The organism is Dehalococcoidia bacterium (assembly GCA_040902535.1).
Lineage (GTDB): Bacteria > Chloroflexota > Dehalococcoidia > DSTF01 > JACRBR01 > JBBDXD01.
This window is the reverse complement of record JBBDXD010000019.1, coordinates 150068-175821: the sequence shown is the minus strand read 5'-3', so window position 1 is coordinate 175821 and position 25754 is coordinate 150068. Positions and strand designations below refer to the sequence as shown.

The window sequence follows — 25754 nt, the reverse complement described above, 5'->3', positions numbered from 1 at the left end:
GGGGTTAGGAAACAGGTGCTGCTTCCCACGATCCCCGAAGGCATCGTCTGGGCGATCCTGCTGCTGCCGATAGCGTCGCTGATGACCATCGGCTTCATCACGAAGCCCTACCCGAAGCTTTCGGGCTACGTCACGATCGCCGCGATCGGCACGGCGTTCGCGTTCTCGCTCTGGACGCTCGACAGCGTCATCGACAACGACGGCCACCGCCTGGCGTTGGGCACGTACGAGTGGCTGACGATCAGCACCGACAACACGGTCCTCGAACGCGCCGGCGGCCAGTCGCTGACCATCGACCTCGCACTGAACATCGATGGCCTCAGCGCGATCATGCTCGTCGTCGTGACGGCCGTATCGCTGCTCGTGCAGATCTATTCGCAGGGCTACATGGCAGGCGACGGCGGTTACGCCCGCTACTTCGCGTGGATGTCGCTCTTCACCGCCGCCATGCTCGGCCTGGTGATGTTCGACAGCATCCTCATGGTCTACGTCTTCTGGGAACTCGTCGGTCTCGGGTCGTATCTGCTGATCGGCTTCTGGTTTCACAAGAAGTCCGCCGCGGACGCCGCGAAGAAAGCGTTCCTGACGACGCGTCTCGGCGATATCGGCTTTCTCCTCGGCATCCTGCTGATCTGGACGAAGGCGGACACCTTCAACATCCCGGTGATCCAGGAGATGGCGCTCTCCGGCGAACTGTCGGACACCGTGATCACGCTATTTGCGCTTGGCGTCTTCGCGGGCGCGGCCGGCAAGTCGGCGCAGTTCCCGCTGCACAACTGGCTCCCCGATGCCATGGAGGGCCCGACCCCCGTCTCCGCCCTGATCCACGCCGCCACCATGGTCGCCGCCGGCGTCTATCTCGTCGCGCGCATGTTCCCAGTGTTCCAGGCGTCCGACGATGCGATGACGACCGTCGCCTACATCGGCGGCTTTACGGCGATCTTCGCCGCGTCGATGGGCATCGTCATGACCGACATCAAGCGCGTGCTCGCCTACTCGACGATCAGCCAGCTCGGCTACATGATGCTCGCGCTCGGCGTCGGCGGCTATGTCGCGGCGATCTTCCACCTGTTCACGCACGCGTTCTTCAAGGCGCTGCTCTTCCTCGGATCTGGCTCCGTGAACCACGCGACGGGCACGTTCGACATGCGCAAGATGGGCGGCCTGCGGAACTACATGCCGATCACGTATTTCACGTTCCTGATCGGGTCGCTGAGCCTCGCCGGCGTGTTTCCGCTCGCCGGCTTCTGGTCGAAGGATGAGATCCTCGGCTCGGCGTGGGACGACAACCAGTTGCTCTTCTGGGTCGCGATGATCGTCGTGTTCATGACGGCGTTCTACACGTTCCGCGCTGTCTTCCTGACGTTCCACGGCGAGTACAAGGGCGGCGAACCGTCCGAGCACGGCGCCCACGATGCGCACGGCGGTGAACCGCACGAATCGCCGTCGGTGATGGCGCTGCCGTTGCTGATTCTCGCGGTGCCGGCGGTGCTCGCCGGGCTGCTCAACGCGCCGTTCAACCAGGACATCGCCCACCTGCTGGAAGGCGCGTTGCCGCTGGAGTCCGAAGAACTGCTGCACCATGCGGAGTTCAGCTGGCCGATCGCGATCGGCTCGACGGCGCTGGCGCTCGCCGGCATCGCGTCCGCATGGCTGGTGTACGAAGCGAAGACCGTCCGCTCCGAGGAACTGCAACGCGTCTTCGGCCCCGCCCACACCGTCGTCGCCGAGAAGTACTACGTCGATGAGCTGTACGAAGACGTCGTCGTCCGCAACGGACTGATGGGCGTCGTCGTCGCTGTTACGCAGTGGTTCGACACGAACATCGTCGATGGCGCCGTCAACGGCAGCGCGAATGTCACCCGCCGCGCCGGCGACGGGTTGCGCTGGCTGCAGTCCGGCTCCGTGCAGGCGTACGGAAGCCTCGGCTTCGCCGGACTGATCGTCGCGGCGGTGCTGATGCTCGTGCTGATCGAGGCATAGATGAACGGACTGCTCGTCTTCGCCGTCTTCTTCCCCGCCGTCGCCGCCGGCGTGGTCATGCTCACCGTCCCGCGCGAGAGCGAGAACCAGGCGAAGTGGCTCGCCCTCATCGCGACGATGACGGCGTTCGTCGCATCGATCGTGCTGCTCGGTGCGTTCGACCGCAGCCCCGGCACGCCGTCCGCTGACCAGTTCCAGTTCGATTCCCAGGCGACATGGATAGACGCCGCCACGGCCGGCTTCGACGTGCAATTCCACATGGGCGTCGATGGCCTCGGCATGGCGATGGTCGTGCTCACCACGTTCCTCTTCGTCGTCGCGACGCTCGTGTCGTTCGGCATCAAGCTCCGCACCAAGGAGTACTTCATCTGGCTGCTCGCGCTCGAGACGGGCGTGCTCGGCGTGTTCACGTCGCTCGACCTGATCCAGTTCTTCCTGTTCTGGGAAGTCGAGTTGCTGCCCATGTACATGCTGATCTCGATCTGGGGTACCGGCCGCAAAGAGTACTCCGCGATGAAGTTCCTGCTGTACACGATCGCCGGATCGGCGTTCATGCTGGTTGGCTTCCTGGTGATGGGCTTCAGCGCCGAGCCGACGCCCACCTTCGACATGGTGCGACTGCAGCAGAGCGAGATCACCGACACGCTGCTGCCGCTCTGGGTGATCTTCGGCTTTATCTTCATTGCCTTCGCGGTGAAGCTGCCGATGTTCCCGTTCCACACGTGGCTGCCCGACGCCCACACCGATGCGCCGACCGCGGTTTCCGTGATCCTGGCGGGTGTGCTGCTGAAGATGGGCGGCTACGGCATCCTCCGCATCAACGTCTCGCTGCTGCCCGATGCGGCGCGCGACTACGGCGTATGGCTGGCGACGTTCGCCGCCATCTCGGTGATCTACGGCGCGTTTTGCACGCTCCGCCAGAAGGACCTTAAACGCTTGATCGCGTATTCGAGCGTGAGTCACATGGGCTACGTGCTGCTCGGCATCGCAGCGCTCGGGCACGTCAGCATGAACGGCGCCGCGCTGCAGATGGTCACGCATGGCACGATCACGGGCCTGCTGTTCGTGATGGTCGGCATCATCTACGACCGGGCGCACACCCGCGACCTAGATCAGCTTTCGGGGCTCGCCCACACCATGCCGCTGACCGCCGTCGTGATGATCACCGCCGGCCTCGCGGCGCTTGGCCTGCCGGCGATGTCAGGCTTCGTCGCCGAGTTGCTCGTCTTCCTGGGCAGCTTCGACAAGTACACCGTCCCTACGATCGTCGCCGTCATCGGCATCTTGCTGTCCGCGGGCTACATCTTGTGGACAATCCAACGTCTCTTCTACGGACCGAAGACGGATCGCTGGGCATCGCTGCCCGATGCGGATACGTGGTGGGAGCGCGTCCCGATGGCGGCGCTCATCGTGTCGATTGTCGGCATTGGCGTGTACCCGGCGATCGTGACCGACGTGATCGACACCGGCATCATCAACATCGTGACGGCGCTGGCGTAGCGCGAGGGGAGTAGCGACCGGACGTGCTGGAAGATCTCGACAGACTGGGCCCCATACTCGCCGTGATGGTCGCCGCCGCGTTGATCATCATCGCCGGCCTGGTCCTTCCCCGCGAACGCGTGAAGTTGGTGGCGGGACTGGCGCTCGCCGGCCTGGCCGCTTCGGCGATCTGGCTCGTCACGCTCATCGTCCGCGAGCGCGAGGCGTCGTACTTCACTGATTCGATGGCGCTCGACAACTTCAGCATCTTCTTCATGTTCCTGTTCATCGGCGTCGCCGGTGCCGTCGTGGTCGCGTCGCTCGACTACAGCGATCGCTTCGGCGAGCACCAGAGCGAGTTCTTCGCGCTGATCCTCGTCGCCACCTCCGGAATGATGCTGCTCGCCGGCGCCCGCGACCTCGTGACGATCTTCGTCGCGCTGGAACTGACGTCGATCACGCAGTTCATCCTCGCCGGCTTACTGCGCGACGATAAGGGCAGCGAGGCGGCGATCAAGTATTTGCTGCTCGGCGCCGTGTCGTCCGCCGTCGTCTTGTACGGCATGGCGTTTCTCTTCGGTCTCGCCGGCACGACGCGTCTCATCTCCACCGACGGCGGTCCGAGCATCGCGGAGACGATCGCGAGCGGCGACTCCGGTATGCAGTCGGCGCTGATCGTCAGCATGGTGTTCATCGCCGCCGGCTTCGGCTTCAAGATGGTGATCGTGCCGTTTCAGATGTGGGCGCCCGATGTCTACCAGGGCGCGCCGGCGCCCGTCGCCGCGTTTCTTTCGGTCGGCAGCAAGGCGGCGGCCTTCGCAGTCGTCCTGCGCATCTTCTTCGAGGGCTTCGGGACGGACACGTTCGTCGGCGACGACTGGAAGATGATGTTCGCCGTGCTCGCCGCCGTGTCGATGACGGTCGGCAACGTCATGGCGCTGCGCCAGACGAACGTACGCCGGCTGCTGGGGTACAGCTCCATCGCGCAGGCCGGGAACTTCCTCGTCGGAATGGCCGCGATCTCCGCCACCACCGACGGCGACAGCCAACTCGGCGCCAGCGCCGTCGTCTTCTTCCTCGCGACGTATGCGTTCACGAACCTGGGCGCCTTCTTCGCCGTCATGGCGATCGAGCATCGCACGAACAGCGCCGAGATCGAAGACTACGCCGGCATGGGCCGCCGCGCGCCGATCGCCGCCATCGTGCTGACGTTCTGCCTGCTGTCGCTGACCGGCCTGCCGCCGACCGCCGGCTTCATCGCCAAGATCTACATCTTCAACGCGGCGGTGCAGGCCGACCTCGTGTGGCTCGTGATGGTCGCCGTGCTGAATACGGTGCTGTCGGCGTTCTACTACCTGGGCGTCGTGCGGCAGATGTACGCCGGTGAGGCTGAAGATCTGCCCGCGTTGCGCATTGAGCCGGCCATGCAGGGCATGTTGCTGGTCGCCGCCGCCGGCGTCTTCGCGTTCGGCGTCTACCCCATGCCGCTCATCGACGCAGCGCAGCGCGCGGTCAACGTCTTCGCCTGACCAGCCGCGGCACCCGTCATGCTGAGCGAAGCCGAAGCATTCCGCCTTGTAACGCACGAATCGTCATTCTTACGCAGCGAAACATCCGCCCTGACGATTCCCGAGGAACTGAAACGTCGAGTCGCGAAAAATCGCGGAAGATCCCCTACGTTCACGCGCTCCGTTAGGCGCCGATGCTTCATGTGAAACCTCCTGGAGGGATCCGGCGGGGATGGAGGCCGGCGAGGGGCTGCATAGCCTGCGCCGGCCTCTCGCTATCGTGTCGCTGGCTCCTCCCGATGCCGTCCCGCAGAATGCACCGCGATGCTCCTCCTCATCGATGGCAACAACATGGCCTGGGCCGGCTACTACAGCCTCGAACGCGCCATGAAGCCCGAGGACGACGAGCGCAAGCTGCGCGTCGCCGAACTCGGCGTGACGGGCGCGGTGCTCGGCGCGATCGCCCGCCGCGGCGAGCCGCCGGAGAGCAAGGCGTCACAAACACTGACGCGCGTCGCGATCTGCTTCGACAAGGGACGCCCGCTCCGCCGCCGCGCGATGTACCCGCCCTACCAGACCGGCCGCGAGGGCGACCCGAAGTTCATCCAGAACGAACCGACCATCCTCGCCGCGATCGATGACTTCGCGGCGGCGATGGCCCACGCGCCCGTCGATGTCTTGCGCGGCGACAACACCGAGGCCGATGACCTGATCGCGGGCATGGTCCACGCGCACCCCGAAGGCACGGCGCGCATCGTCTCGACGGACCGCGACTTCCTGCAGCTCATCGGCCCGAAGCTGTCCGTATATGCGCCCGTAAAGCGCATCATCATCGACGAGTCGAATTTCTTCGAGGCGGCGGCGCCGCGCACATCGAAGGGCGACCCTGTGGTCTTCCCGCGCGAGCGTTTCCTCGATTACCGCGCGCTGATCGGCGACCCCTCGGACAACATCATGGGCGTCCCGGGCATCGGGCCGCTGACGGGCGCGAAACTGCTCGCGGCGGCACCCGTCACCGACTACTTCGGCAACCCGGACGCCGTGCGCGCCGCCTGCGGGCGCAGGAGCGATGGCGTCGAACGGGCCTTCGCGGACGGCGCCGCCGAACAGGTCGTCGAGCGCAATCGCGCCCTCATGGATCTGGGCATACCGGCGCCGCCCTGGGAGCGCCTCGATGAGTTGACTTCGCGCGGAACATGGGACCGTGCGAAGTTCGAGGCGTGGTTCGATGACATCCGCCTCTCCTCCGTTAACAAGGACGAACTGTTCACGGTGTTCGCCGAGCTGTCCGCGAACTGAAGAAGAGGGCGGCGCGCCTCCCTCTCGTACGTTGCAGTTGTTCCCGATGCCTACGGAATCAGCAGCACGCGGCCGAACGCGGCGCGGCTCTCGATGTACGCGTGCGCGTCGGCGGCCTCGGAGAGCGGGAACTTCCGGTCAGTGGCCACCTTCATCTCGCCGTCGGCGATCGCCTTGAGGATGCCGTCCATCATCGGCACCACCCGTGCGGCGCCCAGCACCGTCTCGAGACCGAAGAACACGCCCGTGAGCGATGCGTTGGCGCCGGAAAGCGGCCCGACGTCGATCGCTTTGCCTTCGCGGCTGACGTTGCCGACCGTGATGATGCGGCCGCGATACGCCGCGCAGAGGATGCTGCCCTCGAGCGTCTTGCCGCCCACCGAATCGACGATCAGGTCGCAACCCTTGCCGCCCGTGATCTGGCGCACCTTCGGGACGAAGTCGCCGTCCGCGTAGTTCACGCCGTGGCTCATGCCGTACTCGCGCAGCCGCTCCAGCTTCTCATCCGACGACGACGTCGCGATGACCGTCGCGCCCGCACGGCTGGCGATCTGCACGCAGGCGATGCCCACGCCCGACGTGCCCGCCTGGATCAGCACGGTCTCGCCCTGCTTCACACGCCCGAACTCGTGTACGCAGTCATGCGCCGTCCCGAACGCCACCGGCACGCACGCCGCCTGTTCCAGCGTGACGCCCTCGGGGACGAGCCACGTCGAGGTCGCGGGCACCGACGCCATCGCCGCGTGCGAACCGTTGGCCATCAGCGCCATGACGCGGTCGCCGGGCTTGCGGTCCGTGACCTCCGCGCCCACCTCCCGCACGACGCCGGCGCAGTTGTAGCCGACGATGTGCGGCCGCTGCACCAGCTCGCCGCCCGCACGGTTGAGGACGTCCCCGCCCTCGATGCCGATCGCCTGGACGTCGAATAAGATGCCCTTTGGATGCAGTTGCGGATCGGCCACGTCTTCGTATCGAAAGACGTCGGGCTTGCCGGCTTCGTAATAGACCGCTGCTTTCATGGCTGTTGCTCCATCGTCAAGTACATGTCTGGCCTCGTGATCTCCATCATGGCGTCCGGGTTGGCGATGCGGCTGAACCCCACCTTCTCGTAGAGGCTGTGCGCGTCACGCGTCGCGAGCCGGAAGATGCGCAGGTCCTGTAGGTCAGGATGCGCCATCACGGTCTCCATGAGCCACACCGACAGCTTGTTGCCACGATGCTCGGGCAGCACGAACACGTCCATCAGGTAGGCGAATGTCGCGCGGTCCGTGCACACGCGCGCAAATCCGATCTGCTCATCGCCCCTGTACAGGCCGAAGTTCAGCGATCCCTCGATCGCGCGCTCGATGACCTGGCGGGGCACGCCCGGCGACCAGTACGCCCCCTTGAGAAAACCATGGATGACGTCCAGGTCGAGCAGCTCCGGGTCGGTGCTGATGCGATACGGCTCGCGTGTGCGCTCAAATGCCACCTCAGGAGAGGTGCTTCTTGTAGAAGTCGAGCGTCCGCTGCCACGACAGCTTTGCTGCTTCGGCGTTGTGTGCCTCCGGACGGTCGTCGTTGAAGAAACCGTGGCCCGTATTCGCGTACTGGTAGAACTCGACCTGCTTGCCCGCGTCGCTGATCTGCTTCTTCAACGCCGCCGCCGCCTCCGGCGATGCCCAGCCGTCGTTCTCCGCGTAGTGCCCGAGCACGGATCCCGCGATATTATTGAGGTCCGGCTGCACGCCGGGCAGCGCGCCGTAGTAGATGACGCACGCGTCGACCGGGCGCAGCGTCGCGAGATACAGCGAGAGACCGCCGCCCAGGCAGAAGCCAACGCTGCCGATCTTCCCCGTCGTCGCGTCGTGACCCTTCAGATAGTCGAAGGCGCCGGACATGTCCTGCGCGGCTTCGTCCATCTTCATCGACATCATCAGCTTGCCGGCTTCGTCCGGCTCGGTCGTCGTCTTGCCGTGGTACAGGTCCGGCGCCAGCGCCACGTACCCCGCGTCCGCCAGCCGGTCGGCGACGTCCTTGATGTGCGGCACGAGCCCCCACCACTCCTGGATGACAACCACGCCCGGGCCGCTTCCCGATGCCGGCATGGCGAGATGGCCCTCGCCGGTGTGACCGTTGCTCGGAAACGATGCCATCTGTCCGGCCATGCTCGAACTCCTCCGTGCCCATCGTCAATGGTGGCGCGATCGATCAAAGCACGTCGGCGGGGCAGGGGGAAGTGCCGTTGTTGGACGCGGGATGCTGGAAGCGGGATGCGGGATGCCCAGGGTGCGTGCGGCAGGTGTGCAGGACGGAAGCGCGGCCAACATGCCATTCGACAGCGCGACATCGTTTGCGCAGGTGGAATGCACGGAGCGACGCGAGAATGCAGCTAGACCGTGGGGTTGGCGTGCTTTCCCTGGATGCCGTCGACGGCCTTCTGTTTCGGCGAGCCAAGTACCGTGCGGAGCACCGACGGGAACCGCCCGCGCGGCGGTCCCAGGACGGCGGCGTCCTCGCGGGCGGCGCGTGCTCGCAGCAGGCGCTTCGCTTCGGCTTCCCGGCTGGCGGTAATGGCGCGGAGGGCGAAGTCGGTGTCCATGGCAGCTGGTGACTCCTCGCTAGCGGCGTGGCGCAGGTCGCGCGTCACTAGCAATTCTGTAGTAAGTCACTAGCAAAAGTCAAGTAGCTGGATCGAGGAGAGACGCGCGCCCAGTCCGCCACTCGGCGGGGCGCCCTCCGACCTATATGCTCGCGCCGGCGGCGATCGCGGCTTCGCGGCGCTTGAACTTGCGATGCATCTCGCGGGGCCGCACACGTTCGCCGCAGTGCTCGCACATGACGGTGAGCGTCACGTCGTGGCTGCACGCCTCGTGCACGATGGATACGCCATCGTAGAGGTGCCGGTTGCCCCACTGGAGGAGCGCCAGCATGACCATGTTCAACTCGCCGCCCTTCTTCGTCAGCTTGTAGTGCGCGCGCGGCGGGTGCTCGGAGTAGAACTCGCGCTCGACGATGCCGTGCTCTTCCAGCGTCTTCAGGCGGTCCGCCAGGATATTCGGCGCGATCCCCTTAAGCGACTCCGAAAGCTCGGCGTATTTGCGCGTGCCCGTCGCGAGCAGGTCGCGGACGATCAGCAGCGTCCAGCGGTCACCGACGATCTCGAGTGTGCGGGCGACAGGGCAGGGAAGCCCGTATTCCTTCGTCATGCGTATCCTCCCTCGGCGTACAGGTACTACATAATAGCAAGTTAGGTCGCCCGGCGTCAGCGAAACCTCGTGGCGACGGCGACACCGGCCGGCAGACGTCCGCGAAGGTCACGGTGGAAGACGCGGTTAAGTTCAGGTTACGAGCGGCAGCCGGAGCGCTATTTCCTGCCGGTTGGCAGGAGTCGCGTCGATACAATGGCGCCAGTTATCGCAGCGAGACGGAAGGCCATCATGCTCGACGACCAGAAGGCGTACGTGCTGCAGTCGTGCCGCGAGCAGGACGTCAAGTTCATCCGGCTCTGGTTCACGGACATCCTGGGGTCGCTCAAGAGCTTCGCGATCACGGTCGAAGAGCTTGAGCAGGCGATGGATGAGGGCCAGGGCTTCGACGGCTCGAGCATCGAAGGTTTCGCCCGCGTCGACGAGTCGGACATGATCGCCATGCCAGACCCGGCGACGTTCCAGACGCTGCCCTGGCGCCCCCGCGAGCGTGGCGTCGCGCGCATGTTCTGCGACATCCTCCACCCCGACGGCGACCCGTTCGAGGGCGACCCCCGCTACGTGCTGAAGCGGCAACTCAAGCGCGCCAACGACCTCGGCTTCACCTTCTACGTCGGGCCGGAGCTGGAGTTCTTCTACTTCCGGTCGGCGGACAAGCCGGAAGGGCTCGACAAGGGCGGATATTTCGACCTGACGCCGCTCGACGTCGCCAGCGACCTGCGCAGGCAGACCGTGCTGACGCTCGAAGACATGGGCATCGGCGTCGAGTACAGCCACCACGAAGTGGCGCCGAGCCAGCACGAGATCGACTTGCGTTACACCGACGCGCTGACGATGGCCGACAACGCGATGACCTACAGGCTCGTCGTGAAGGAAGTTGCGCTGGCGAACGGCGTCTATGCGACGTTCATGCCGAAGCCGCTGATCGACGAGAACGGCTCCGGCATGCACACGCACCAATCGCTGTTCCGGGGCGACCGCAACGCCTTCTTCAACGGCGACGACGAGTACCATCTCTCGCCGATCGCGAAGGCGTACACCGCGGGGCTGCTGCGCCATGCGTCGGAGTTCACGCTGGTCACCAACCAGTGGATTAACAGCTACAAACGCCTGGTACCCGGATACGAAGCGCCCGTCTACGTCACATGGGCGCGGCGCAACAGGTCGGACCTTGTCCGCGTGCCGGAGTCCAAGCCGGGTAAGGAAGTCTCGACGCGCATCGAGTATCGCGCGCCCGATCCGGCGTGCAACCCGTACCTCGCGTTCGCGGCGATGCTGGCCGCCGGGCTGGAGGGCATCGAACGCGAGTATCCGCTGCAGGCGCCGACGGAGGAGAACGTCTTCGAGCTCACGGACGACCAGCGACGCGAACGCGGCATCGAACTGCTGCCCGGCAGCCTCAAGGAAGCGATCGAGGCGTTCGCCGCCAGCGACTTGATGCGCCGGGCGCTCGGCGACCACGTGTTCGAGAGCTTGATCAAGAACAAGACCATCGAGTGGAACGACTACCGGCGCCACGTCAGCGACTTCGAGATGGACCGGTACCTGGCCGTGCTGTAGCGCCGCCGGGCGAAAAATCGGTCTCGATCGCCCGGCCGAAAAGTCAAGATGCGGAAATTCGCTTGCTTCGCATCCCGCTGGATGCCCGATCTGCGTGCGCACGGGCATTGAAGTTCGCTTGACAGCGCATTATGGTAGGTCACGCCCCGCGGTCACGAAGGGTGTATCGTGCCGCAATCCATCGCCCATTACGAGCTGCAGGAATGGCTCGGCGCCGGCGCCACCGGCAGTGTCTACCGCGCCCGCGACACGCGCACCGGCGCCTCGGTCGCGCTCAAGGTGATCCGCCCGGAAGTCGCCCGTCACGACGATGTGATCGCCCGGCTCGAGACCGCCGCCCGTGTCGGCAGTCAGCTCTATCACCCCAACATCGCGCGCGTGATCGAAGCCGGGGAGGCCGGCGGCGAACGCTATATCGCCTCCGAACTCGTCGAAGGCGAGAGCCTGCGTTCGCGTCTCCAGCGCGAAGGTCGCCTGTCGGAAGCCGAGACGTACCGCATCGCGCTGTCAGTCGCCCATGCGTTGAATGCGGCCGAAGCGCAGCGCGTCGTGCACCGCAACCTGACGCCGGAGAACATCTTGCTCGGCGAGGGCGCGAAAGTCGGCGTCTCCGACTTTGGCATCGCGGCCACGCAGGACGTCATGGCCTCGACGCGCATCGCGTTCGTCCCGGCGCCGGACTACGCCGCGCCCGAGGTACACGAGCGGCCGGTCTACGTCCCGTCGGACATGTATTCGCTCGGCGTGAACATGTTCGAGATGTTGACCGGCGGCCTGCCGTTCGATGCCGCTGCGCCGCGCAGGTCGCTCGATGTCGGACTCTTGCGCCGAGCATCGCCCAGGCTCGCGGCGGTCGTGCTGCGTCTGCTGCAAGAATCACCGGACCAGCGGTATCACGATCCGGACGACCTGATCGAGGCGCTGCACCTCGTCGGCCAGCTCGATACGGCGAGCGTGCCGGATCGACGGCTCAAGCGCGCGTCGAGGTCGTCCGGCGCCGCTATTCTCGGTGTCGCCGCGGCACGCCTGCGTCCCGACCGCGTCCTCAAGCCTGTTGTCAGGGCAAGCCGCCGGGCGGCGAGAGGTCTCTCTGACGGGGTCATCGGCGCCGCCGGTGCGTTCGCCGCGCTTGCCGTCGCGACGGGCGGCCAGGGTCGCCGTGCGGTCACGGCAGGTGCCCGTCGTGTCTCATCCATTCGATGGTCGCCTCCCCGGAGCGCGAAGCTCGCGCTCGCCGGCACCGCGGCGGTCGTCGCGATCGCCGCCGCAGGCTTCCTCACCGTCAACGCGATGAGGGACAGCGACGATGGCGATGCTACAACCGCCGCCGCGGGCGACGGTTCCGGCGATGAGACACCCGTCGGCGTGACGGTGGACCAGGTGACGCGCACCCCGCGCGCCGCCACGGCAACATCCACGGCAGCGCCGCCACCCACCGAAGCCGCTGACGAAGGCGTCGTCGCGGGCGCTGCCGTGGCGCCGCCGCCAAGCCCGACGACCGCGGCCGCTGCGCGAAGGCAAGTCAGCCTTCCGCCGCAACCTTCCGCGCCGCCTCCGGCGCAACCAACGCCGGTGCCCGCCGAGCCGCACGGGCCGGCGCCGCTGCCGAGCCCCGCTCCACCCTCCGCGACCATCGCGGTACCGTCTGCGACGCCGCGTCCTTCCGGGGGCGGGGGTGGCGGCAGTACAGGCGGTTCCGGCCCGCCGCCGACCGCCACGCGCACCTCGACGCCCATCCTGCCGACGCCCGTACCGCCGCTCCAGACCATTGCGATGACATCGCCGGGGGGATGGACGGTGTACTGGGACAGCGGCCTCGATGACGACATCGGCAGCGCGCGCGTCGTCTGCCTGCGACGGGAGCCCGACATGGTGCCCGCGAACTGTCCCGGCAGCGCGACATCATGGGACGCCGGCGGCAACATCTGGCGTGCCACGATACCGAATGCGCAGTGGATGTGGGTGCCCGGCATCACGAAAGATTCGTGGAACGACGACGACCAGTTCTACTTCGCGCGCTGCTTCGATATCGCAGGCGCGCCGGCCACGGGCGTCCTCGAACTCGCCGCCGACCACGGCGCGAATGTCTACGTCAACGACAACTGGATCCAGTGGGTGACCGGCTCGAACAACGTCACAAGCGTGAACATCGGTGCGCTGCTGGAGAGCGGCGAGAATTGCATCAAGCTCTGGGCCGCGAACGGCAACGCATGCGGCAACTGCCGGTACGAGGACAACCCGGCCGGCCTCCTCGCCCGCGTCAGGATCACATATCAGCCGCAGTAGAATGGGCGCCCGCACCGCGAGTAGGCAATCCCGCGCCGACGCCCGACGATGCATCAACGAAGCGCGCAAGCTCCCGGTTGAATCGGCCTGCATCATCCAGGAAGACTGCGTGCCCGGCGTCCGCGTACATCGACAGCTCTGCGTTCGGGATGAGCGCCGCGTGATCGCGCGCGACTTGCGCATGCACAATGCGGTCGCGTTCGCCGTGGCTGATGACCACCGGCACGCGCAGCTTTGGCAGCAGATCGTCGTTGTCGATCGTCCGCGAGAGCAGGCCCAGGCGCACGGCGGGCGGCACGAGAGCGCTGAATCCCAGCGTCAGGTAGAACTCGCCACGGTCCAATTGACGATGCGTGCAGATCCCTGCAAACGTCACGAGCGTTGCGATCGTCTCATCGGTGTCGTGCGAGAAAAAGCCCGGCAGCAGCGACAAGAAGTCGCTTCCAAGGATGGCTGGTGCCGTCTCCTGCGAGATCTTCGTAGCCGCACCGATGAAGTTGATGCCGCTGACGTCGTGATCGCCGTAGTAGCGCAGGTAGTCGCAGATCACAAAACCTCCATACGACCAGCCGACGAGCACGGGTTGCTTCAGATCGAGCGCCCCGATCACGGCGTGGACGTCCTCCGCCCACAGGCGTGCATCGCCATACGCGTCGGCAGGCTTCTCCGACTGGCCGTGGCCCCGAAGGTCCATGGCGACGAGCCGAAACCGGCTGGCCAGTTCGGAGTCGATTTGGCGGCGCCACGCGAGGCCGCACTGCGAAAATCCGTGGATGAAGAGGATCGATGGAGCGTCGGCAGGCCCAGCTTCCTCAACGTGGAGCTTCAGTTGGTTCCCGCCCGTGACTGTGTGCGTGTTCATGACGTTCCTCCACAAATGATCGCTACGATATGGAGGACGGTATTCCGGAGGCTCTCGGCTGGCTTGAAGGTTCCGTCACGATTCCGTAGATAATCTGTGGATGTTGCCTGCGGACAGACCGCGCCGAAGGTGGCGCGAGGTCTCCGTGAGGCGCGCGGTATCTGACATGGCGGCCAACGCGACGATCTACATATTCGGCGATTGCACGCTCGATACCGGGCTGTATGAGCTTCGACGTTCCGGCGAGCGCGTGCCGGTTGAACCGCAGGTGTTCGACCTGCTCGTCTATCTCGTCGAGAATCACGAGCGCGTCGTGACGAAGGACGAACTGATCGGGCAGATCTGGCCCGATCGCTACATCTCCGACGGAGCGCTGAACACGCGACTCATGTCCGCGCGTCGAGCCGTCGGCGACAACGGCGAGGAACAACGGGTGATCCGCACGCTGCCTCGCCGTGGTTATCGTTGGATCGCCGATGTCGAAGTCTCGGTCGCGGGCGCTCGCCCGGATGCGTCACCCGACGTCATCGCTGGCGCGCATGACGCACAGTTGACCCAGCGGATCGAGTTTTGCCGTGCCGCCGATGGCGTGCGCATCGCCTATGCGCGATCGGGCGAGGGGCCACCGCTGGTCAAGGCGGCGAACTGGCTCAGTCACCTCGACTTCGACTGGAACAGCCCCGTGTGGCGCCATTGGATGCAAGAGTTGTCGCGTGGGCACACGCTCGTTCGCTACGACGAACGCGGCTGCGGCTTGTCTGACTGGGATGTGCCCGATTTCACCATCGATGCGTGGGTGCGCGATCTGGAAGCGGTCGTCGACGCGGCGGGCGTCGAGCGCTTCGCGCTGCTCGGGATCTCGCAGGGGGCGGCCGTAGCGATCACGTACGCGGTGCGGCACCCCGAGCGCGTGAGCCATCTCGTCCTCTGCGGGGCGTACTCCCGCGGCTGGAACGCGAGCGCACGATCACGTGAGGAACTGGACGAACGCCAGGCGCTCCTCACGCTCACACGCGAAGGCTGGGGGCGCGACAATCCGGCCTATCGCCAGATCTTTGCGTCGTTTTTCATCCCGGGTGCTAGCGGCGAACAGGTCCGCTGGTTCAACGATCTGTGTCGCATCTCGACGTCGCCGGAGAACGCCGTGCGTTTCATGGAGGAGTTCTCACGCATCGACGTCGACGACCTGCTGCCGCGTGTAACAGCACCCACGCTGGTCCTCCACGCGCGCAATGAAACGCGCGCGCCGTTCGAGGAGGGCCGCAAGATCGCGTCGATCATCCCCGGTGCCCGCTTCGTGCCGCTCGAGTCGGCGAACCACATCCTCCTTGAGGAGGAACCCGCGTGGGGCGTCTTCCAGGCAGAGGTGCGGCGGTTCCTGGCGACTACCGCGTGAGCCAGCCGAACTGCTGCGGCTTGCGACCCGCCTGCGCGCTGATCATGATGTTCACGACGTTCGGCCTGCCGCTCGCGAACGCCTGCTCCAGCGCCGGCCGCAGTTGCTCCGGCGTCTCGACGAAGTAGCCTTCGCCGCCGAACGCCTCGATCACCCGCTCGTACCGCGCTTGCGGCACGTACGCGACGGGCAGCACCGGCCGGTTCGGGTCGATCGTGCTGGGGCCGCCGCTGATGCCGTTGTTATTGAGAATGATGAACGTGATCGGCATGTTGTACCGGCACGCCACCTCCACCTCCATGCCGCTGAACCCGAACGCCGAGTCGCCCTCGACCGCCACGACGCGCTTGCCCGGGTGTACCGCCTGCGCGGCGATCGCGAACGAAAGCCCGACGCCCATCGTGCCAAACGTGCCCGCGTCGAGGCGATGCCGCGGCAGGAAGTTCGGCAGCACGGTCCGGCCGATGTCCATCGTGTTGGCGCCTTCGCTGGCGATGATCGCGTCTCTCGGCAGCATGTCGCGGATCTCGCGCAGCACGCGGTAGTAGTTCATCGGCACGGAGTCGTCCTCGAACAGGGGCGCGGTCTGCGCCTGGTTCTCTTCGACCTTCTTCGCGATGCCGGTGCGCCACGTGTTCTCGGCGCCGAACTGCCACGGCGCATCGCGCAGCACCGCGTTGATCTGCCCCGTGATCGCTTTCGCATCGCCCACCAGCGCCACTTCCGCCGGCACGTTCGTGCCGATCTCCTCGGGTGCGATGTCCATCTGCACGACGCGCACGTCGGGGTTGAAGCGCGGCGGCAACCCGAAGTGCATGATCCAGTTCAGCCGCGCGCCCATCAGGAACACCAGATCGGCGTTCTGCAGCGCGTGCGACCGCGCGGCGCCGACGGACAGCGGATGGTCGTCCGGCATCACGCCCTTGCCCATCGGCGATGCCAGGAACGGCAACTGCGTCGACTCGATGAACGCACGCACTTCATCTTCGGCGCGCGCGTACGCGGCGCCCTTGCCGACGATCACCAGCGGCCGCTCGGCGCTCTTCAGCGCCGCCACAGCGGCATCGACCGACGCCGGATCGGCGAAGGTCCGCGGCGGATCCGCCAGCGGCGGCCGCTGCGGCGCCCGCTCCTCGTCGATCATGCCGCCGATGATGTCGCCGGGCAGGTCGAGGTAGACGGGCCCCGGCCGCCCATAGATCGACGTGCGCACTGCCTGCTCGATGAAGTACGGGATCTTGTCGACACGGTCGATAGCGGCTGAGTACTTGCACCAGATGCGCGCCGCTTCGACTTGCGGCGCTTCCTGGAACGCGCCCATGCCGTGCTGCGAAATGTCCGACGCGCCGCCGAGCAGGATCATCGGCCAGCGGTTTGACCACGCGTTGGCGATGCCCGAGATCGCGTTCGTCATGCCCGGGCCCGATACGACGAGGCACGCCCCCGGCCGCCCCGTCAGGTAACCGACGGCCTGCGCGGCGTACGACGCCGACTGCTCGTGCCGCATGCCGATGTACGTGATGCCCTCGCGCTGCGCGGCGAACGCGATCGGCACGACGGGCACGCCGACGATCCCGAACATGTACTGCACGCCGTGCTGCTTCAGGCTGCGCGCGATGAGCGTCGCGCCGTCGACCTCTGCCATGGCCGCTTCCTCCTCGATGCGAATCAGGGCGCATTGTAGGCGGGCGCAGCAATACGCGGAACCTGCCGGCGCCGCTATGCCACGACGCTCCTCCGGGACGCTCATTTGCGTACGTTCGCGGACGGTTGCTACCGTTCCTGCATAATCCTCATCGCGACGTCGCCTGCCGCTGAAGCTTCCAACTGCTCCGACAGACGTACCGAGACGAGGGGCCGGCGCATACGGCCGGTTGTGGGTGCAGGTCGTCGTCGACGACGCAAGGAGAGTTTCCATGGCAGGCGGACAGATCAAGAGACTGGTGCGAGACCGCGGCTTCGGCTTCATCCGGCCGGAAGGAGCTTCGGAGGACATCTTCTTCCACGGCTCAGCGATGCAGGCCGGCGCCGTCTTCGATGACCTGAGCGAAGGCCAGAACGTCGAGTTCGACACCGAACCGGATCCGCGCGACAGCCGCCGCAGCCGCGCCGTTAACGTCCGCCTCGCCGGCTAATTCAAACCGCGCACCACAGGACCGCGCGGCGCGAGCGAAGTCTCGTTCAAGCTTCACGTTGATCGAGACTTCACCCGCTCCAGCTTCCAGCTTCCAGCCTCCAGTGCTCGTGAAACGCGCTCGCCCCTAACGGCTACGCCCCCATCCCGTCGTCCTTGCGCAGGAACTCCTGGATGAACCACGCGTACTTCCCGTGCGTCTGCACGTGCTGCGAGAACAGGTCGTTCGTGCCGTAGTCGCCGCTCTCCTCCGCGACCTTCGCCCCGCGCCGCATGCCTTCGATGATGTTGCGCTCGTTTGCCAGCGCTTCCTCCAGCATCTGCCGCGGCGTCACCTTGCCTTCGGCCATCCGGATCGTCGCCGCCCGCTCGATCTCACGCGGCGTCGACAACGGGTCGCCGTGCAACATGCGGATCCGCTCGCCGAACGGATCGATCTCCGCGAACGCCTCGCCGGCGACTTCGTCGAAGAAGAGATACAGGTCGCGGAAATGAGCGCCGAACGTGAACCAGTGATAGCGCTTGTAGTTCAGGTAACTGGCGATGGCGTTCGCCTGTGCGTGTACGAGGCACTCCATGACGTCCGTGCCGGTGCGGGTCTGCGTCTGAGCAACCATGCTCGAAACCTCCTGTCTGCTGCGGTCTTTCCGTCTCTCTCCACTATAGGTCGATGCTGGCAGGGGCGGCTGCGTTTCGTCTGCTTGCCGGTTAGGCGTGATGAGTTGTTTACGGATTGAGCTGCAAGAGATACGAGATCAGATCTCGCGCAGCCGTTGGTTCGGGACGCCGATCGCGAGCACAAGCGCCGCCTCCGCTTTTAGCGTTCGGAGAAATGCCAAACCGTCTGTCAGCACGCGCAGCGCGGCGTCCAGCGAGTCTCTGTCATGCGGCTGGTACGCAGTGAGGGATCGATAGAACGCGCGAATCTTACGTCCCGACGCTGTTTCTCCTGGAAGCATTTCTACGGCGGCAGGCTTCGGCAGCGTCCATGCAAGAATTGGGTCCTCCGTCAATGCGAGAGCGTGAAACAGCGCACGCCAGACTTCACCGCACAACCGTCGTACCAGCAATGGCAACCGCCCGCCGCCATGTTCGAGCAACCCGATGCCAACGTATCCCGGCTCCGGTCCCGCGGCTGCAAACCATTCTCGCGCCTGCGCGCGGAGCTCCTCGGGCGTTGCTTCGGAGGACGGCACGATCCCGGCGAGCGACACGTATGCACCGTGTACGAGTGGCGGGGCGGCCCTCGGATCGGATGCGCGGACGGCAAGACAGGAGATGAACTGAAACGGCGCCGGCTCGACGTTTGCCAGACTTCGCTGAATCGTCAACGCCAGAGGAAGATGCAGCGTTCCGTCGTCGAACGCGTCGTCGGTGAGATAGAGCAGAATATCGATGTCGCTCCATCCGGGGATGAATCCGCCTTTGACCACGGATCCGACCGCGACAAGAGCAATGCACCGGTCACCTGTGCTTTTCAGGCACGCCTCGGCCGCCTCACGTGCTGGTCGTTGTGCTTCTGGAACTAGTCCGGAAGTGTCGACGTTCACGGTTCCTCACACTCAACATTAGAGCGACGCCCAGTGCTCACGCGGAGGGCGGGCGCTCCCCGTAATCACCGAACGGCGCGTCACGCCGCCGCACCGCCTGGCGGAAGCCGTCTTCATCGCCATGTCGCGCCATGCGATGCCATCCGGCGTATGCCGCGCGATGCCGTTGAACATCGTGCCGATGAGGTGCAAAGTGCGCAAGCCCACGTTCTCGTCCGCCTGGTTTACGAGCAGCTTGCTCATGACGAGCCGGTAGAGCGGGATCGTGGGGTTCGACGGCGTAGACACCCCGTGTCCTGCTGTTTGGCGTTGGGATGGGGCAAGGTACTGAAGACCGATGTGAGACGACGCGGACCGCCTCTTTAGGGTTTTGTTGCCGTTGCAGGAAGGGCGACTATAGAATGCGCTCTAAGCCGGGTCACGACAGGCCGTGCACTGGACGCCGGAATGAGCGACAAGGCAGTCATTCTTCTCGTTCACGCCGACTCACGCGTGCGTCTGCTGACAGCACTCGAACTTGGTCGTGACTTCAACCTGGAGTTGGCACAGCCCTCGGATGCGCGTGCAGCTTGCGAACATCTGCAACCATCGCTCGTGATTCTCGATGCGCCCGCCGATGGTGCTGTTCAGCTTGAACTGATTTCAGACATTCGGGCGTTGAATGTGCCAGTGCTTGTCCTCGGCGAGAATGACGAGTCGGAGACCCATGCCCGTTCGATCGCGCTTGGCGCGGACGACTTCGTTGTCAAGCCATTTGAGCAGGACGAGCTTCTGCAAAGGGTGCGCTTCCTGCTCGGCATGGAGCCGCCGTACACCGAGGCAACATTAGTACGGACGGATGGTGTCGAAGTTGACCTGATCCGTGAGATCGTTCGCGTCCACGGGGCGGTGATCAGGATGAGCGAGCCGGAGTGGGCGCTTCTGAAGCACCTCGCCGCAAACAAGGGCATGGTCTGTCTGTATCGCGAGATCCTTGCGAAGGTTTGGCAGAATACGCGAGACATGGAGTATCTGCGCGTTTCCGCCGAATCGTTGCGCAAAAAGCTCGGCGACGACCCCGAGCGGCCTACCCTTCTGCTGGACTTTCACGGTGTTGGCTATTGCTTAGCCAACATATGACCCGTTGAGCGTCACGGGTTCACCGACGGATACCTTGTCCTGAGCAATTAGAAGTTCGCGCGCCACGTTTTCATGCGGGCTTCCTCGCGTCTTGAGCACGCTCACCGTCCTGATGCGCTCAGCGCCACGTTGACTGAATGCAAGTGACACAATGTTATCCGCCACGAAAGAGACCTTTCGCTCGACAAAGGAGTCTCCCGAAGTCAACTCATTCGTCATCAGAACGGCCACACCGGAGCGCTTGAAGTAGTCCGCGATCGCCCAGAGATAGCCAGTGTACTTCTGCTCGTCGGGTACCGCGGCCTGAAACGAGGTGATGCTGTCGATCACCACCACTTTGGCCTGAATACGCTCTGCCCGCTCTTTCAGCAGCACAGCATGCGCATCGAGATCGACTTCGGAAGGCGAAACGTGCAGCACGTCCAGCAAGCCATGTTCGCGGAGCGAGTCGACTTCCCAGCCGAAGCTGCGAAAGTTGCGGGAGATTTGAGCGGGGCTTTCCTCCAGCGTCAGCAGAAGCGCAGGAAGGCCGGCTCGCGCCGCGGACACAAGCATGCTGAGCGCGACAATCGTTTTTCCAGAACCTGTGCGGCCAGTAATGATCGTGACTGTCGAACGTTCTACACCCCCGCTCATCATGTCCGCCAGTCCGATCACGGCGGAGCCAATGCGTCCCTCCGGGATCGCGTACTCGCCAACAACCTCTGGGTTCATGCGCGGATACACGGTCACGCCGTTGGTCGAGATGTCGAAGTAGTGCTCGCCGGAGAAGACGGACGTCCCGCGCATCTTCATGATCCGCAAATAGCGCTTCTGGCGGAGCGATTCCTCAGTCCCGTACAGGTGAATGATGCCATCCGCGATGGCGAATTCCGGTCGCTCCCGGATGTCACGCTCGGAGTACTCACCGACCAGGAATGACGTCACTTCCCACGTGCTGAGCATCGCCATCAGATCTGCGGCGAACTTCCGGAAAGCCCGGTCTTCATCGAACTCTTCACGGAGGACTTTGAAGCTGTCGATCACGATGAAGCTGGGCCGATGCTCCTGGACTAATCGCTCGAGTTCCGCAAGGAATCCGTCTGCGCCGCCCCTGCGGATGCTTGCGCCCAGGTCGCTATAGATCACGTCGTGTCCAAGCGCGGTCGAATCGAAGAACTCAAAACGCTGGCCGAAGCGCAGCATCTTCATGACCGGCTCAGACAACGTGCTCATGTAGAGGCACGTGCCGTGCCTTGCGTTGGCGAACAACGCCTGCTCGCAAAGGATGGTCTTCCCCGTTCCCGGTAGACCGGCGACGAAGACGATCGAGTACTGGGGGATGCCCCCTTCCAGGATGTCATCCAGCGAATCCACGCCCGTCGTTACGCGGTCGAGGTTCCGAAGCCCGCTACGGACCGTCATGGGGGATCCCTTTCATGAGGTGGTGAGCCTCCACACCCTCGGCGAGCCGGGAAGCGATTTCACGACCAAGGATTCGCGCGATGACGAGCAGCATCACGCTGTTTAACGCCTCGAATGCCGCATCGATCTGATCATCGGCTGCGCCGGCCAACGCGGCCTCAGTGCCGTCGAATACGACCTGCTCGTCCACGCATCTGATCAGCGACAGCGCGGGATAACTGTTGGACACTTCGGCGATAGCACGTCTCATCACCACGTCCACCGCGTCAATCCCGAGCGTCCTTATGAGCTTCATGCGGAGCTCGACCAGGTTGGATTCGTAACGTTTCAGCCGTTCGTGACCCATGGCTCCCTAACCGGTCGCTCCGGATTATTCCATCGCCGAATGCTATCCAGCCTCGCCGCTTGAGTCATCAAATGAGCGATCTGAAAGTTGCATCCGTGTAACAGTTTGCACGAAATAACACTACTGCTTCCTCCTCCGAACGACCGCATCATGAGTTGCTCCCGCGCTCCCCGTAATCCGCGAACGGCGCATCACGCCGGCGCACCGCCTCGCGGAAGCCGTCCTTCATTGCCATGTCGCGCCATGCGACGCCCTCCGGCGTGTGCCGCGCGATGCCATCGAACACCGTGCCGATGAGCTGCGACGTGCGCAGCCCCATGTTCTCGTACGCCTGGTTCACGAGCAGCTTGCTCATCACCAGTTGATTGAGCGGGATCGTCGCGAGCTTGCGCGCCATCGCGTCGACGTCGCCCGCGAGCTGCTCCGACGGCACAGCCTTCGACGCCAGGCCGAGACGCTCCGCCTCCACGCCGGTGAGCGATTCACCGGTGAGCATCAGCCGCTTCGCGTGCTCGAGGCCGAGGCGGTACACCCACATGACGGTCGTCGGCTCGCCCCAGATGCGTGCCGGCGGATAACCGATCTGCGCGTCCTCCGCCATGAAGATCAGGTCGCTGCACAGCGCCAGGTCCGTGCCGCCGCCGACGCACCATCCGTGTACCTGCGCGATCACGGGCTTTGGGCTCTCCCACAGCGACATGTAAGCGCGGACGTTGCGCGACATGCCCATGTAGTCCCGCACCGGGTCCCACTGCCCGGCCATCGAACGCTGGTTGGCGTCCTCTGCTTTCGTGCCCCAATCCAGGTCGTAGCCGGCGCAGAAGGCGCGCCCGGCGCCGCTCAGCACGAGCACCTTCACGGCCGTATCGTCGTTCGCGGCGATGACGGCCGCCCGCAGGTCAGCCACGAGTTGCGTGTTGATCGCGTTCATCCGCTCCGGCCGGTCGAGGACGGTCCGGGCCACCCCGCCTTCAGCGCTGTACTCGATGGTTTCGAAGCTCATGCGGACTCCAGGAGGGCCTGTGGGCGAGTCTGCGGGCGAATCTAGGGCGTATGCCGATTTGTGAGGCGGCCCCCCGGACCGTATACTCGACACATAAGATCTTCAGAAAACGTCCGCTGCGATTGCCTCCCACTGAACATCCCAGTGCAACGGCCCCTGTTTCGCACTGGTCGTCGAGAAGAAATCTCCGACGAAAGGTACACATTTGTCTACGTTCAGTGAATTCGGGCTTCGGCCTTCAGTGATGAAGGCTCTCGAAGCGATGGATATCGTCGTACCCACGACGATCCAGGAGGCGTCGATCCCGCCGCTCATGGAGGGGAAAGACGTCATCGGGCAGGCCTTTACGGGCTCCGGTAAGACGCTCGCGTTCAGCCTGCCGCTCATCCACAAGATCTCCGTCAAAGACCGCTGGCTCCAGGCGCTCGTGCTCGTCCCGACGCGTGAGCTTGCCCAGCAGGTTCACGCCGTCATCGACCAGGTGACGCGCGGCTCGGGCATTCGCACGACGGTCATCTTCGGTGGCCGCGCGTTCGGACCCCAGCAGGACGCCATCTATCGCGGCGCTCAGATCTGCGTCGGTACGCCGGGGCGCGTGCTCGACCACCTGCAGCGCGGCACGATGACGCTCGAGGGCGTCACGTACCTCGTGCTCGACGAAGCAGACCAGATGCTCGACCAGGGCTTCGCGCCCGATGTCGAGCGCATCCTCGCCATGGCGCCGAAGGAGCGGCAGATGTCGCTCTTTTCCGCAACGACGCCCGAGTGGGTACACAAGGTCTCGACCAAGCACCTCAAGCACCCGGTCGTCATCGAAACCGCGACCGAAGACGAGACCGAAGCGCCCGAGATCGACCACGTCGTGTACGAAGTCTGGCGCGAGGACAAGTTCAACGTCCTCAAGCGCTTGCTCGACGAAGTGACCGAAGGCACGACGCTGGTCTTCGGTCGCACCAAGCACGGCGTGCGCAACCTCGGCGTAAAGCTCGAGCGTCTCGGCTACGACGTCGACGTGCTGCAGGGCAACCTGAGCCAGAGCCAGCGCGACCGCGTGATCAAGCGCTTCCGCGAAGGCAAGACGCCGGTCCTGCTCGCGACGAACGTCGCCGCGCGCGGCCTCGACGTGCTGCACATCACGCGCGTCATCAACTTCGAACTGCCCGAGACCCACGAATTGTTCACGCACCGCGTCGGTCGCACCGGCCGCATGGGCCGCTCCGGCAGCGCGATCACGCTGCTCGGCCCCGCCGACCTGCCGAAGTGGCGCGAGATCGAACGCGGCCTCGGCCGCACGCTCCCGCGCCTGACGCCCGAGGGCGAAGAGATCAAGGTCGACCCGCCGAAGACACAGCCGAAAGTCGGCTCCCGACGCAACACCATGTCGGGCTTCGGATCGCGGCGTAAGCCCGCCTTCGGCCGCCGGTAACGACCGAGTTCAGTTCGCCTCGATCTCAGATGCCAGCTGCTCGATTGGCCATCGTTGCCAGGCTCGTTGCTCGCCCTCGTATTGGGCAGCATCAACGATCCTAGTCCGAACCTCACCAACCCAATCCATGGGCTTATTTGCGAATATGGCACGGTGGGCGCGTTCTGCCAAGAAACGCTGGAACAGCGTCGTGCCTTCGACGGACAACTGCTCGCGGCGCCTACCTCTTGTCCCCACCTGGGTATGTAGAAGATGTTCGGGCGTTAGCGGCATGATCAGATTGGTGTTCCGCCTGCCCCATCCCCCACCGAAGTCGTAGCCGCTCGCTCCATAGTAGTTGAGCTTCAGAACCGGGTGATCGCTCGTGATCCAGTCGTGCCCATTCGCGGGTTCCAAGATCTGCCAGTCGTGTTCTTTCAGAGCCTGAACTGTGGTCGTCAACGCGTGTCGAATCTGTGCCGCGAAGAGTCCCCGACCTAGTGTAACCTCGCTTTTTACCACTGACTGATTCCGATCAACGGTTACCCTCAAGACGTCCGAAAACGCATTGGGTTCGGTGCTGATGGGCAGTTGCCGGCCATCTCGCTTCGCTGCAGTGAATTCGGCTAGGGATTCGCGTGCAGTTCGTTCAAGCAGTTCAGGCATCTCGCTTTGCCAGCGCTGCATCGACTCAAGAAATTGCCGCGGCGTGCGAACGTCTTGAGCGGCGAGAAGACGGATCAAGTTATGCCAGTCTTGCCGCTTAAGCCGAGCGCCATCCACGACCTTTTGTACCGCATCCATTCCCGGCGCTTCGAACTCTTTGGCGAGCCATCTTTCGAGTCCGTCAGCTTCCTTGCTACCCGAAAACGTGCTGTATAGGTCTCTCTGAAACGCGACGCCGCGTGTTGAGGACAGCTTCCAGAGTGGGACCGACGAATGGGAGACAAGAGTCCTGTACGAAAAAAGATGATTCCCGTCGTTCGTCCATCTTCGAAGATACCCTTGCGGGACGAAGTGATTGTGTCGTGTCAGTTGTTGGCGGGCGGAGTGATCAGCTTCCACCGTCCAGCTCACTCTCTCCGTACGTATGCTCGTTCGTGACCAGAACAGCGTAACAATAATCAGGATCGCTGATCGGGCGAACACGCCTTGGCGTTCGCCTCACTGAACGGCGGGTCTGACGGTTGAGTCCTTTGATTGGCGATGTCACGGTGAGATCCGCAGGCTCC

24 protein-coding genes are annotated in these 25754 nt (G+C 64.6%); 10 read left to right on the top strand and 14 right to left on the bottom strand.

Features of this window, described 5'->3' with window-relative positions; genetic code table 11:
- Positions 1-15: 15 nt before the first annotated feature.
- The 4 genes from nuoL (at position 16) to WEB52_10460 (ending at position 6269) form a co-directional block, all read left to right on the top strand.
- Positions 16-1983, top strand: coding sequence for an NADH-quinone oxidoreductase subunit L (gene nuoL / locus WEB52_10475; protein MEX2226860.1), 1968 nt, complete (start codon positions 16-18; stop codon positions 1981-1983).
- A complete protein-coding gene (locus tag WEB52_10470) occupies positions 1984-3483 on the top strand; it encodes an NADH-quinone oxidoreductase subunit M (GenBank protein MEX2226859.1) in 1500 nt (499 codons plus the stop codon).
- A 23-nt stretch (positions 3484-3506) separates the two neighbouring features.
- The gene (locus WEB52_10465; GenBank protein ID MEX2226858.1) at positions 3507-4991 is read left to right on the top strand and encodes an NADH-quinone oxidoreductase subunit N; all 1485 of its coding nucleotides are present in this window, start codon (positions 3507-3509) and stop codon (positions 4989-4991) included.
- A 303-nt stretch (positions 4992-5294) separates the two neighbouring features.
- Complete coding sequence (locus WEB52_10460) at positions 5295-6269, top strand: hypothetical protein (protein MEX2226857.1); 975 nt, start codon at positions 5295-5297, stop codon at positions 6267-6269.
- 50 nt (positions 6270-6319) lie between these two features.
- On the opposite strand, the gene WEB52_10455 is transcribed toward WEB52_10460, so the two are convergent.
- From WEB52_10455 to WEB52_10435, 5 genes are all read right to left on the bottom strand, one after another.
- Positions 6320-7288 (bottom strand): zinc-binding dehydrogenase, encoded by a 969-nt coding sequence (locus WEB52_10455; GenBank protein MEX2226856.1) that lies wholly within the window; start codon positions 7286-7288, stop codon positions 6320-6322.
- Complete coding sequence (locus tag WEB52_10450) at positions 7285-7740, bottom strand: GNAT family N-acetyltransferase (GenBank protein MEX2226855.1); 456 nt, start codon at positions 7738-7740, stop codon at positions 7285-7287. Before WEB52_10450 ends, WEB52_10455 begins: the two co-directional genes overlap by 4 nt.
- Before the next feature lies 1 nt (position 7741).
- Complete coding sequence (locus tag WEB52_10445; protein ID MEX2226854.1) at positions 7742-8416, bottom strand: dienelactone hydrolase family protein; 675 nt, start codon at positions 8414-8416, stop codon at positions 7742-7744.
- 224 nt (positions 8417-8640) lie between these two features.
- Positions 8641-8850: a hypothetical protein gene (locus WEB52_10440; GenBank protein MEX2226853.1), complete on the bottom strand. Its 210-nt coding sequence runs from the start codon at positions 8848-8850 to the stop codon at positions 8641-8643.
- Between the two features lie 142 nt (positions 8851-8992).
- Positions 8993-9457, bottom strand: a complete 465-nt coding sequence (locus WEB52_10435) for a helix-turn-helix domain-containing protein (protein MEX2226852.1) — start codon at positions 9455-9457, stop codon at positions 8993-8995.
- Positions 9458-9688: 231 nt separating this feature from the next.
- On the opposite strand from WEB52_10435, the gene WEB52_10430 reads away from it, so the two are divergent.
- Positions 9689-11017 (top strand): glutamine synthetase family protein, encoded by a 1329-nt coding sequence (locus WEB52_10430; protein ID MEX2226851.1) that lies wholly within the window; start codon positions 9689-9691, stop codon positions 11015-11017.
- A gap of 168 nt (positions 11018-11185) precedes the next feature.
- On the top strand, positions 11186-13303 hold the full coding sequence (locus WEB52_10425; protein ID MEX2226850.1) for a serine/threonine-protein kinase: 2118 nt from the start codon (positions 11186-11188) through the stop codon (positions 13301-13303).
- On the opposite strand, the gene WEB52_10420 is transcribed toward WEB52_10425, so the two are convergent.
- Positions 13284-14165, bottom strand: coding sequence for an alpha/beta hydrolase (locus tag WEB52_10420; GenBank protein MEX2226849.1), 882 nt, complete (start codon positions 14163-14165; stop codon positions 13284-13286). The two genes, WEB52_10425 and WEB52_10420, sit on opposite strands and share 20 nt — an antisense overlap.
- A 145-nt stretch (positions 14166-14310) precedes the next feature.
- Between WEB52_10420 and WEB52_10415 the strand changes: the two genes are divergently transcribed.
- Positions 14311-15561, top strand: coding sequence for an alpha/beta fold hydrolase (locus WEB52_10415; protein MEX2226848.1), 1251 nt, complete (start codon positions 14311-14313; stop codon positions 15559-15561).
- Here the strand turns inward: WEB52_10415 and oxc are convergent.
- Entirely contained in the window at positions 15551-17206 is a 1656-nt protein-coding gene (gene oxc, locus WEB52_10410; GenBank protein ID MEX2226847.1) for an oxalyl-CoA decarboxylase, read from the bottom strand. The two genes, WEB52_10415 and oxc, sit on opposite strands and share 11 nt — an antisense overlap.
- A 271-nt stretch (positions 17207-17477) precedes the next feature.
- On the opposite strand from oxc, the gene WEB52_10405 reads away from it, so the two are divergent.
- Positions 17478-17696 carry a cold shock domain-containing protein gene (locus WEB52_10405; protein MEX2226846.1) on the top strand — a complete coding sequence of 73 codons (219 nt, stop codon included), beginning with the start codon at positions 17478-17480 and terminating at the stop codon, positions 17694-17696.
- A 133-nt stretch (positions 17697-17829) separates the two neighbouring features.
- On the opposite strand, the gene WEB52_10400 is transcribed toward WEB52_10405, so the two are convergent.
- The 3 genes from WEB52_10400 to WEB52_10390 form a co-directional block, all read right to left on the bottom strand.
- Positions 17830-18312: a DNA starvation/stationary phase protection protein gene (locus WEB52_10400; GenBank protein MEX2226845.1), complete on the bottom strand. Its 483-nt coding sequence runs from the start codon at positions 18310-18312 to the stop codon at positions 17830-17832.
- A gap of 138 nt (positions 18313-18450) precedes the next feature.
- A complete protein-coding gene (locus WEB52_10395) occupies positions 18451-19245 on the bottom strand; it encodes a nucleotidyltransferase domain-containing protein (GenBank protein ID MEX2226844.1) in 795 nt (264 codons plus the stop codon).
- Positions 19246-19263: 18 nt separating this feature from the next.
- Complete coding sequence (locus WEB52_10390; GenBank protein MEX2226843.1) at positions 19264-19533, bottom strand: hypothetical protein; 270 nt, start codon at positions 19531-19533, stop codon at positions 19264-19266.
- Positions 19534-19692: 159 nt separating this feature from the next.
- On the opposite strand from WEB52_10390, the gene WEB52_10385 reads away from it, so the two are divergent.
- Positions 19693-20364 carry a response regulator transcription factor gene (locus tag WEB52_10385; protein MEX2226842.1) on the top strand — a complete coding sequence of 224 codons (672 nt, stop codon included), beginning with the start codon at positions 19693-19695 and terminating at the stop codon, positions 20362-20364.
- Here the strand turns inward: WEB52_10385 and WEB52_10380 are convergent.
- The 3 genes from WEB52_10380 to WEB52_10370 all read right to left on the bottom strand — a co-directional run bounded on the left by WEB52_10380 (position 20350) and on the right by WEB52_10370 (position 23117).
- Positions 20350-21768 (bottom strand): ATPase domain-containing protein, encoded by a 1419-nt coding sequence (locus WEB52_10380; protein MEX2226841.1) that lies wholly within the window; start codon positions 21766-21768, stop codon positions 20350-20352. The two genes, WEB52_10385 and WEB52_10380, sit on opposite strands and share 15 nt — an antisense overlap.
- On the bottom strand, positions 21755-22114 hold the full coding sequence (locus WEB52_10375) for a hypothetical protein (GenBank protein MEX2226840.1): 360 nt from the start codon (positions 22112-22114) through the stop codon (positions 21755-21757). The genes WEB52_10380 and WEB52_10375 overlap by 14 nt, the downstream gene beginning before the upstream one ends.
- A gap of 148 nt (positions 22115-22262) precedes the next feature.
- The gene (locus WEB52_10370; GenBank protein MEX2226839.1) at positions 22263-23117 is read right to left on the bottom strand and encodes a crotonase/enoyl-CoA hydratase family protein; all 855 of its coding nucleotides are present in this window, start codon (positions 23115-23117) and stop codon (positions 22263-22265) included.
- 244 nt (positions 23118-23361) lie between these two features.
- Between WEB52_10370 and WEB52_10365 the strand changes: the two genes are divergently transcribed.
- Positions 23362-24543: a DEAD/DEAH box helicase gene (locus WEB52_10365; protein ID MEX2226838.1), complete on the top strand. Its 1182-nt coding sequence runs from the start codon at positions 23362-23364 to the stop codon at positions 24541-24543.
- Between the two features lie 9 nt (positions 24544-24552).
- Here the strand turns inward: WEB52_10365 and WEB52_10360 are convergent, their stop codons facing one another.
- Positions 24553-25587 carry a DUF4238 domain-containing protein gene (locus WEB52_10360; protein ID MEX2226837.1) on the bottom strand — a complete coding sequence of 345 codons (1035 nt, stop codon included), beginning with the start codon at positions 25585-25587 and terminating at the stop codon, positions 24553-24555.
- Positions 25588-25754: the final 167 nt, after the last annotated feature.

Bases quoted from the DNA above. Each gene is read 5' to 3' on its own strand.
- WEB52_10470 (MEX2226859.1), top strand. From the start codon at position 1,984: ATGAACGGACTGCTCGTCTTCGCCGTCTTCTTCCCCGCCGTCGCCGCC.
- WEB52_10460 (MEX2226857.1), top strand. From the start codon at position 5,295: ATGCTCCTCCTCATCGATGGCAACAACATGGCCTGGGCCGGCTACTAC.
- WEB52_10455 (MEX2226856.1), bottom strand. From the start codon at position 7,288: ATGAAAGCAGCGGTCTATTACGAAGCCGGCAAGCCCGACGTCTTTCGA.
- WEB52_10445 (MEX2226854.1), bottom strand. From the start codon at position 8,416: ATGGCCGGACAGATGGCATCGTTTCCGAGCAACGGTCACACCGGCGAG.
- WEB52_10440 (MEX2226853.1), bottom strand. From the start codon at position 8,850: ATGGACACCGACTTCGCCCTCCGCGCCATTACCGCCAGCCGGGAAGCC.
- WEB52_10435 (MEX2226852.1), bottom strand. From the start codon at position 9,457: ATGACGAAGGAATACGGGCTTCCCTGCCCTGTCGCCCGCACACTCGAG.
- WEB52_10430 (MEX2226851.1), top strand. From the start codon at position 9,689: ATGCTCGACGACCAGAAGGCGTACGTGCTGCAGTCGTGCCGCGAGCAG.
- WEB52_10420 (MEX2226849.1), bottom strand. From the start codon at position 14,165: ATGAACACGCACACAGTCACGGGCGGGAACCAACTGAAGCTCCACGTT.
- oxc (MEX2226847.1), bottom strand. From the start codon at position 17,206: ATGGCAGAGGTCGACGGCGCGACGCTCATCGCGCGCAGCCTGAAGCAG.
- WEB52_10405 (MEX2226846.1), top strand. From the start codon at position 17,478: ATGGCAGGCGGACAGATCAAGAGACTGGTGCGAGACCGCGGCTTCGGC.
- WEB52_10400 (MEX2226845.1), bottom strand. From the start codon at position 18,312: ATGGTTGCTCAGACGCAGACCCGCACCGGCACGGACGTCATGGAGTGC.
- WEB52_10385 (MEX2226842.1), top strand. From the start codon at position 19,693: ATGAGCGACAAGGCAGTCATTCTTCTCGTTCACGCCGACTCACGCGTG.
- WEB52_10380 (MEX2226841.1), bottom strand. From the start codon at position 21,768: ATGACGGTCCGTAGCGGGCTTCGGAACCTCGACCGCGTAACGACGGGC.
- WEB52_10375 (MEX2226840.1), bottom strand. From the start codon at position 22,114: ATGGGTCACGAACGGCTGAAACGTTACGAATCCAACCTGGTCGAGCTC.
- WEB52_10370 (MEX2226839.1), bottom strand. From the start codon at position 23,117: ATGAGCTTCGAAACCATCGAGTACAGCGCTGAAGGCGGGGTGGCCCGG.
- WEB52_10365 (MEX2226838.1), top strand. From the start codon at position 23,362: ATGAAGGCTCTCGAAGCGATGGATATCGTCGTACCCACGACGATCCAG.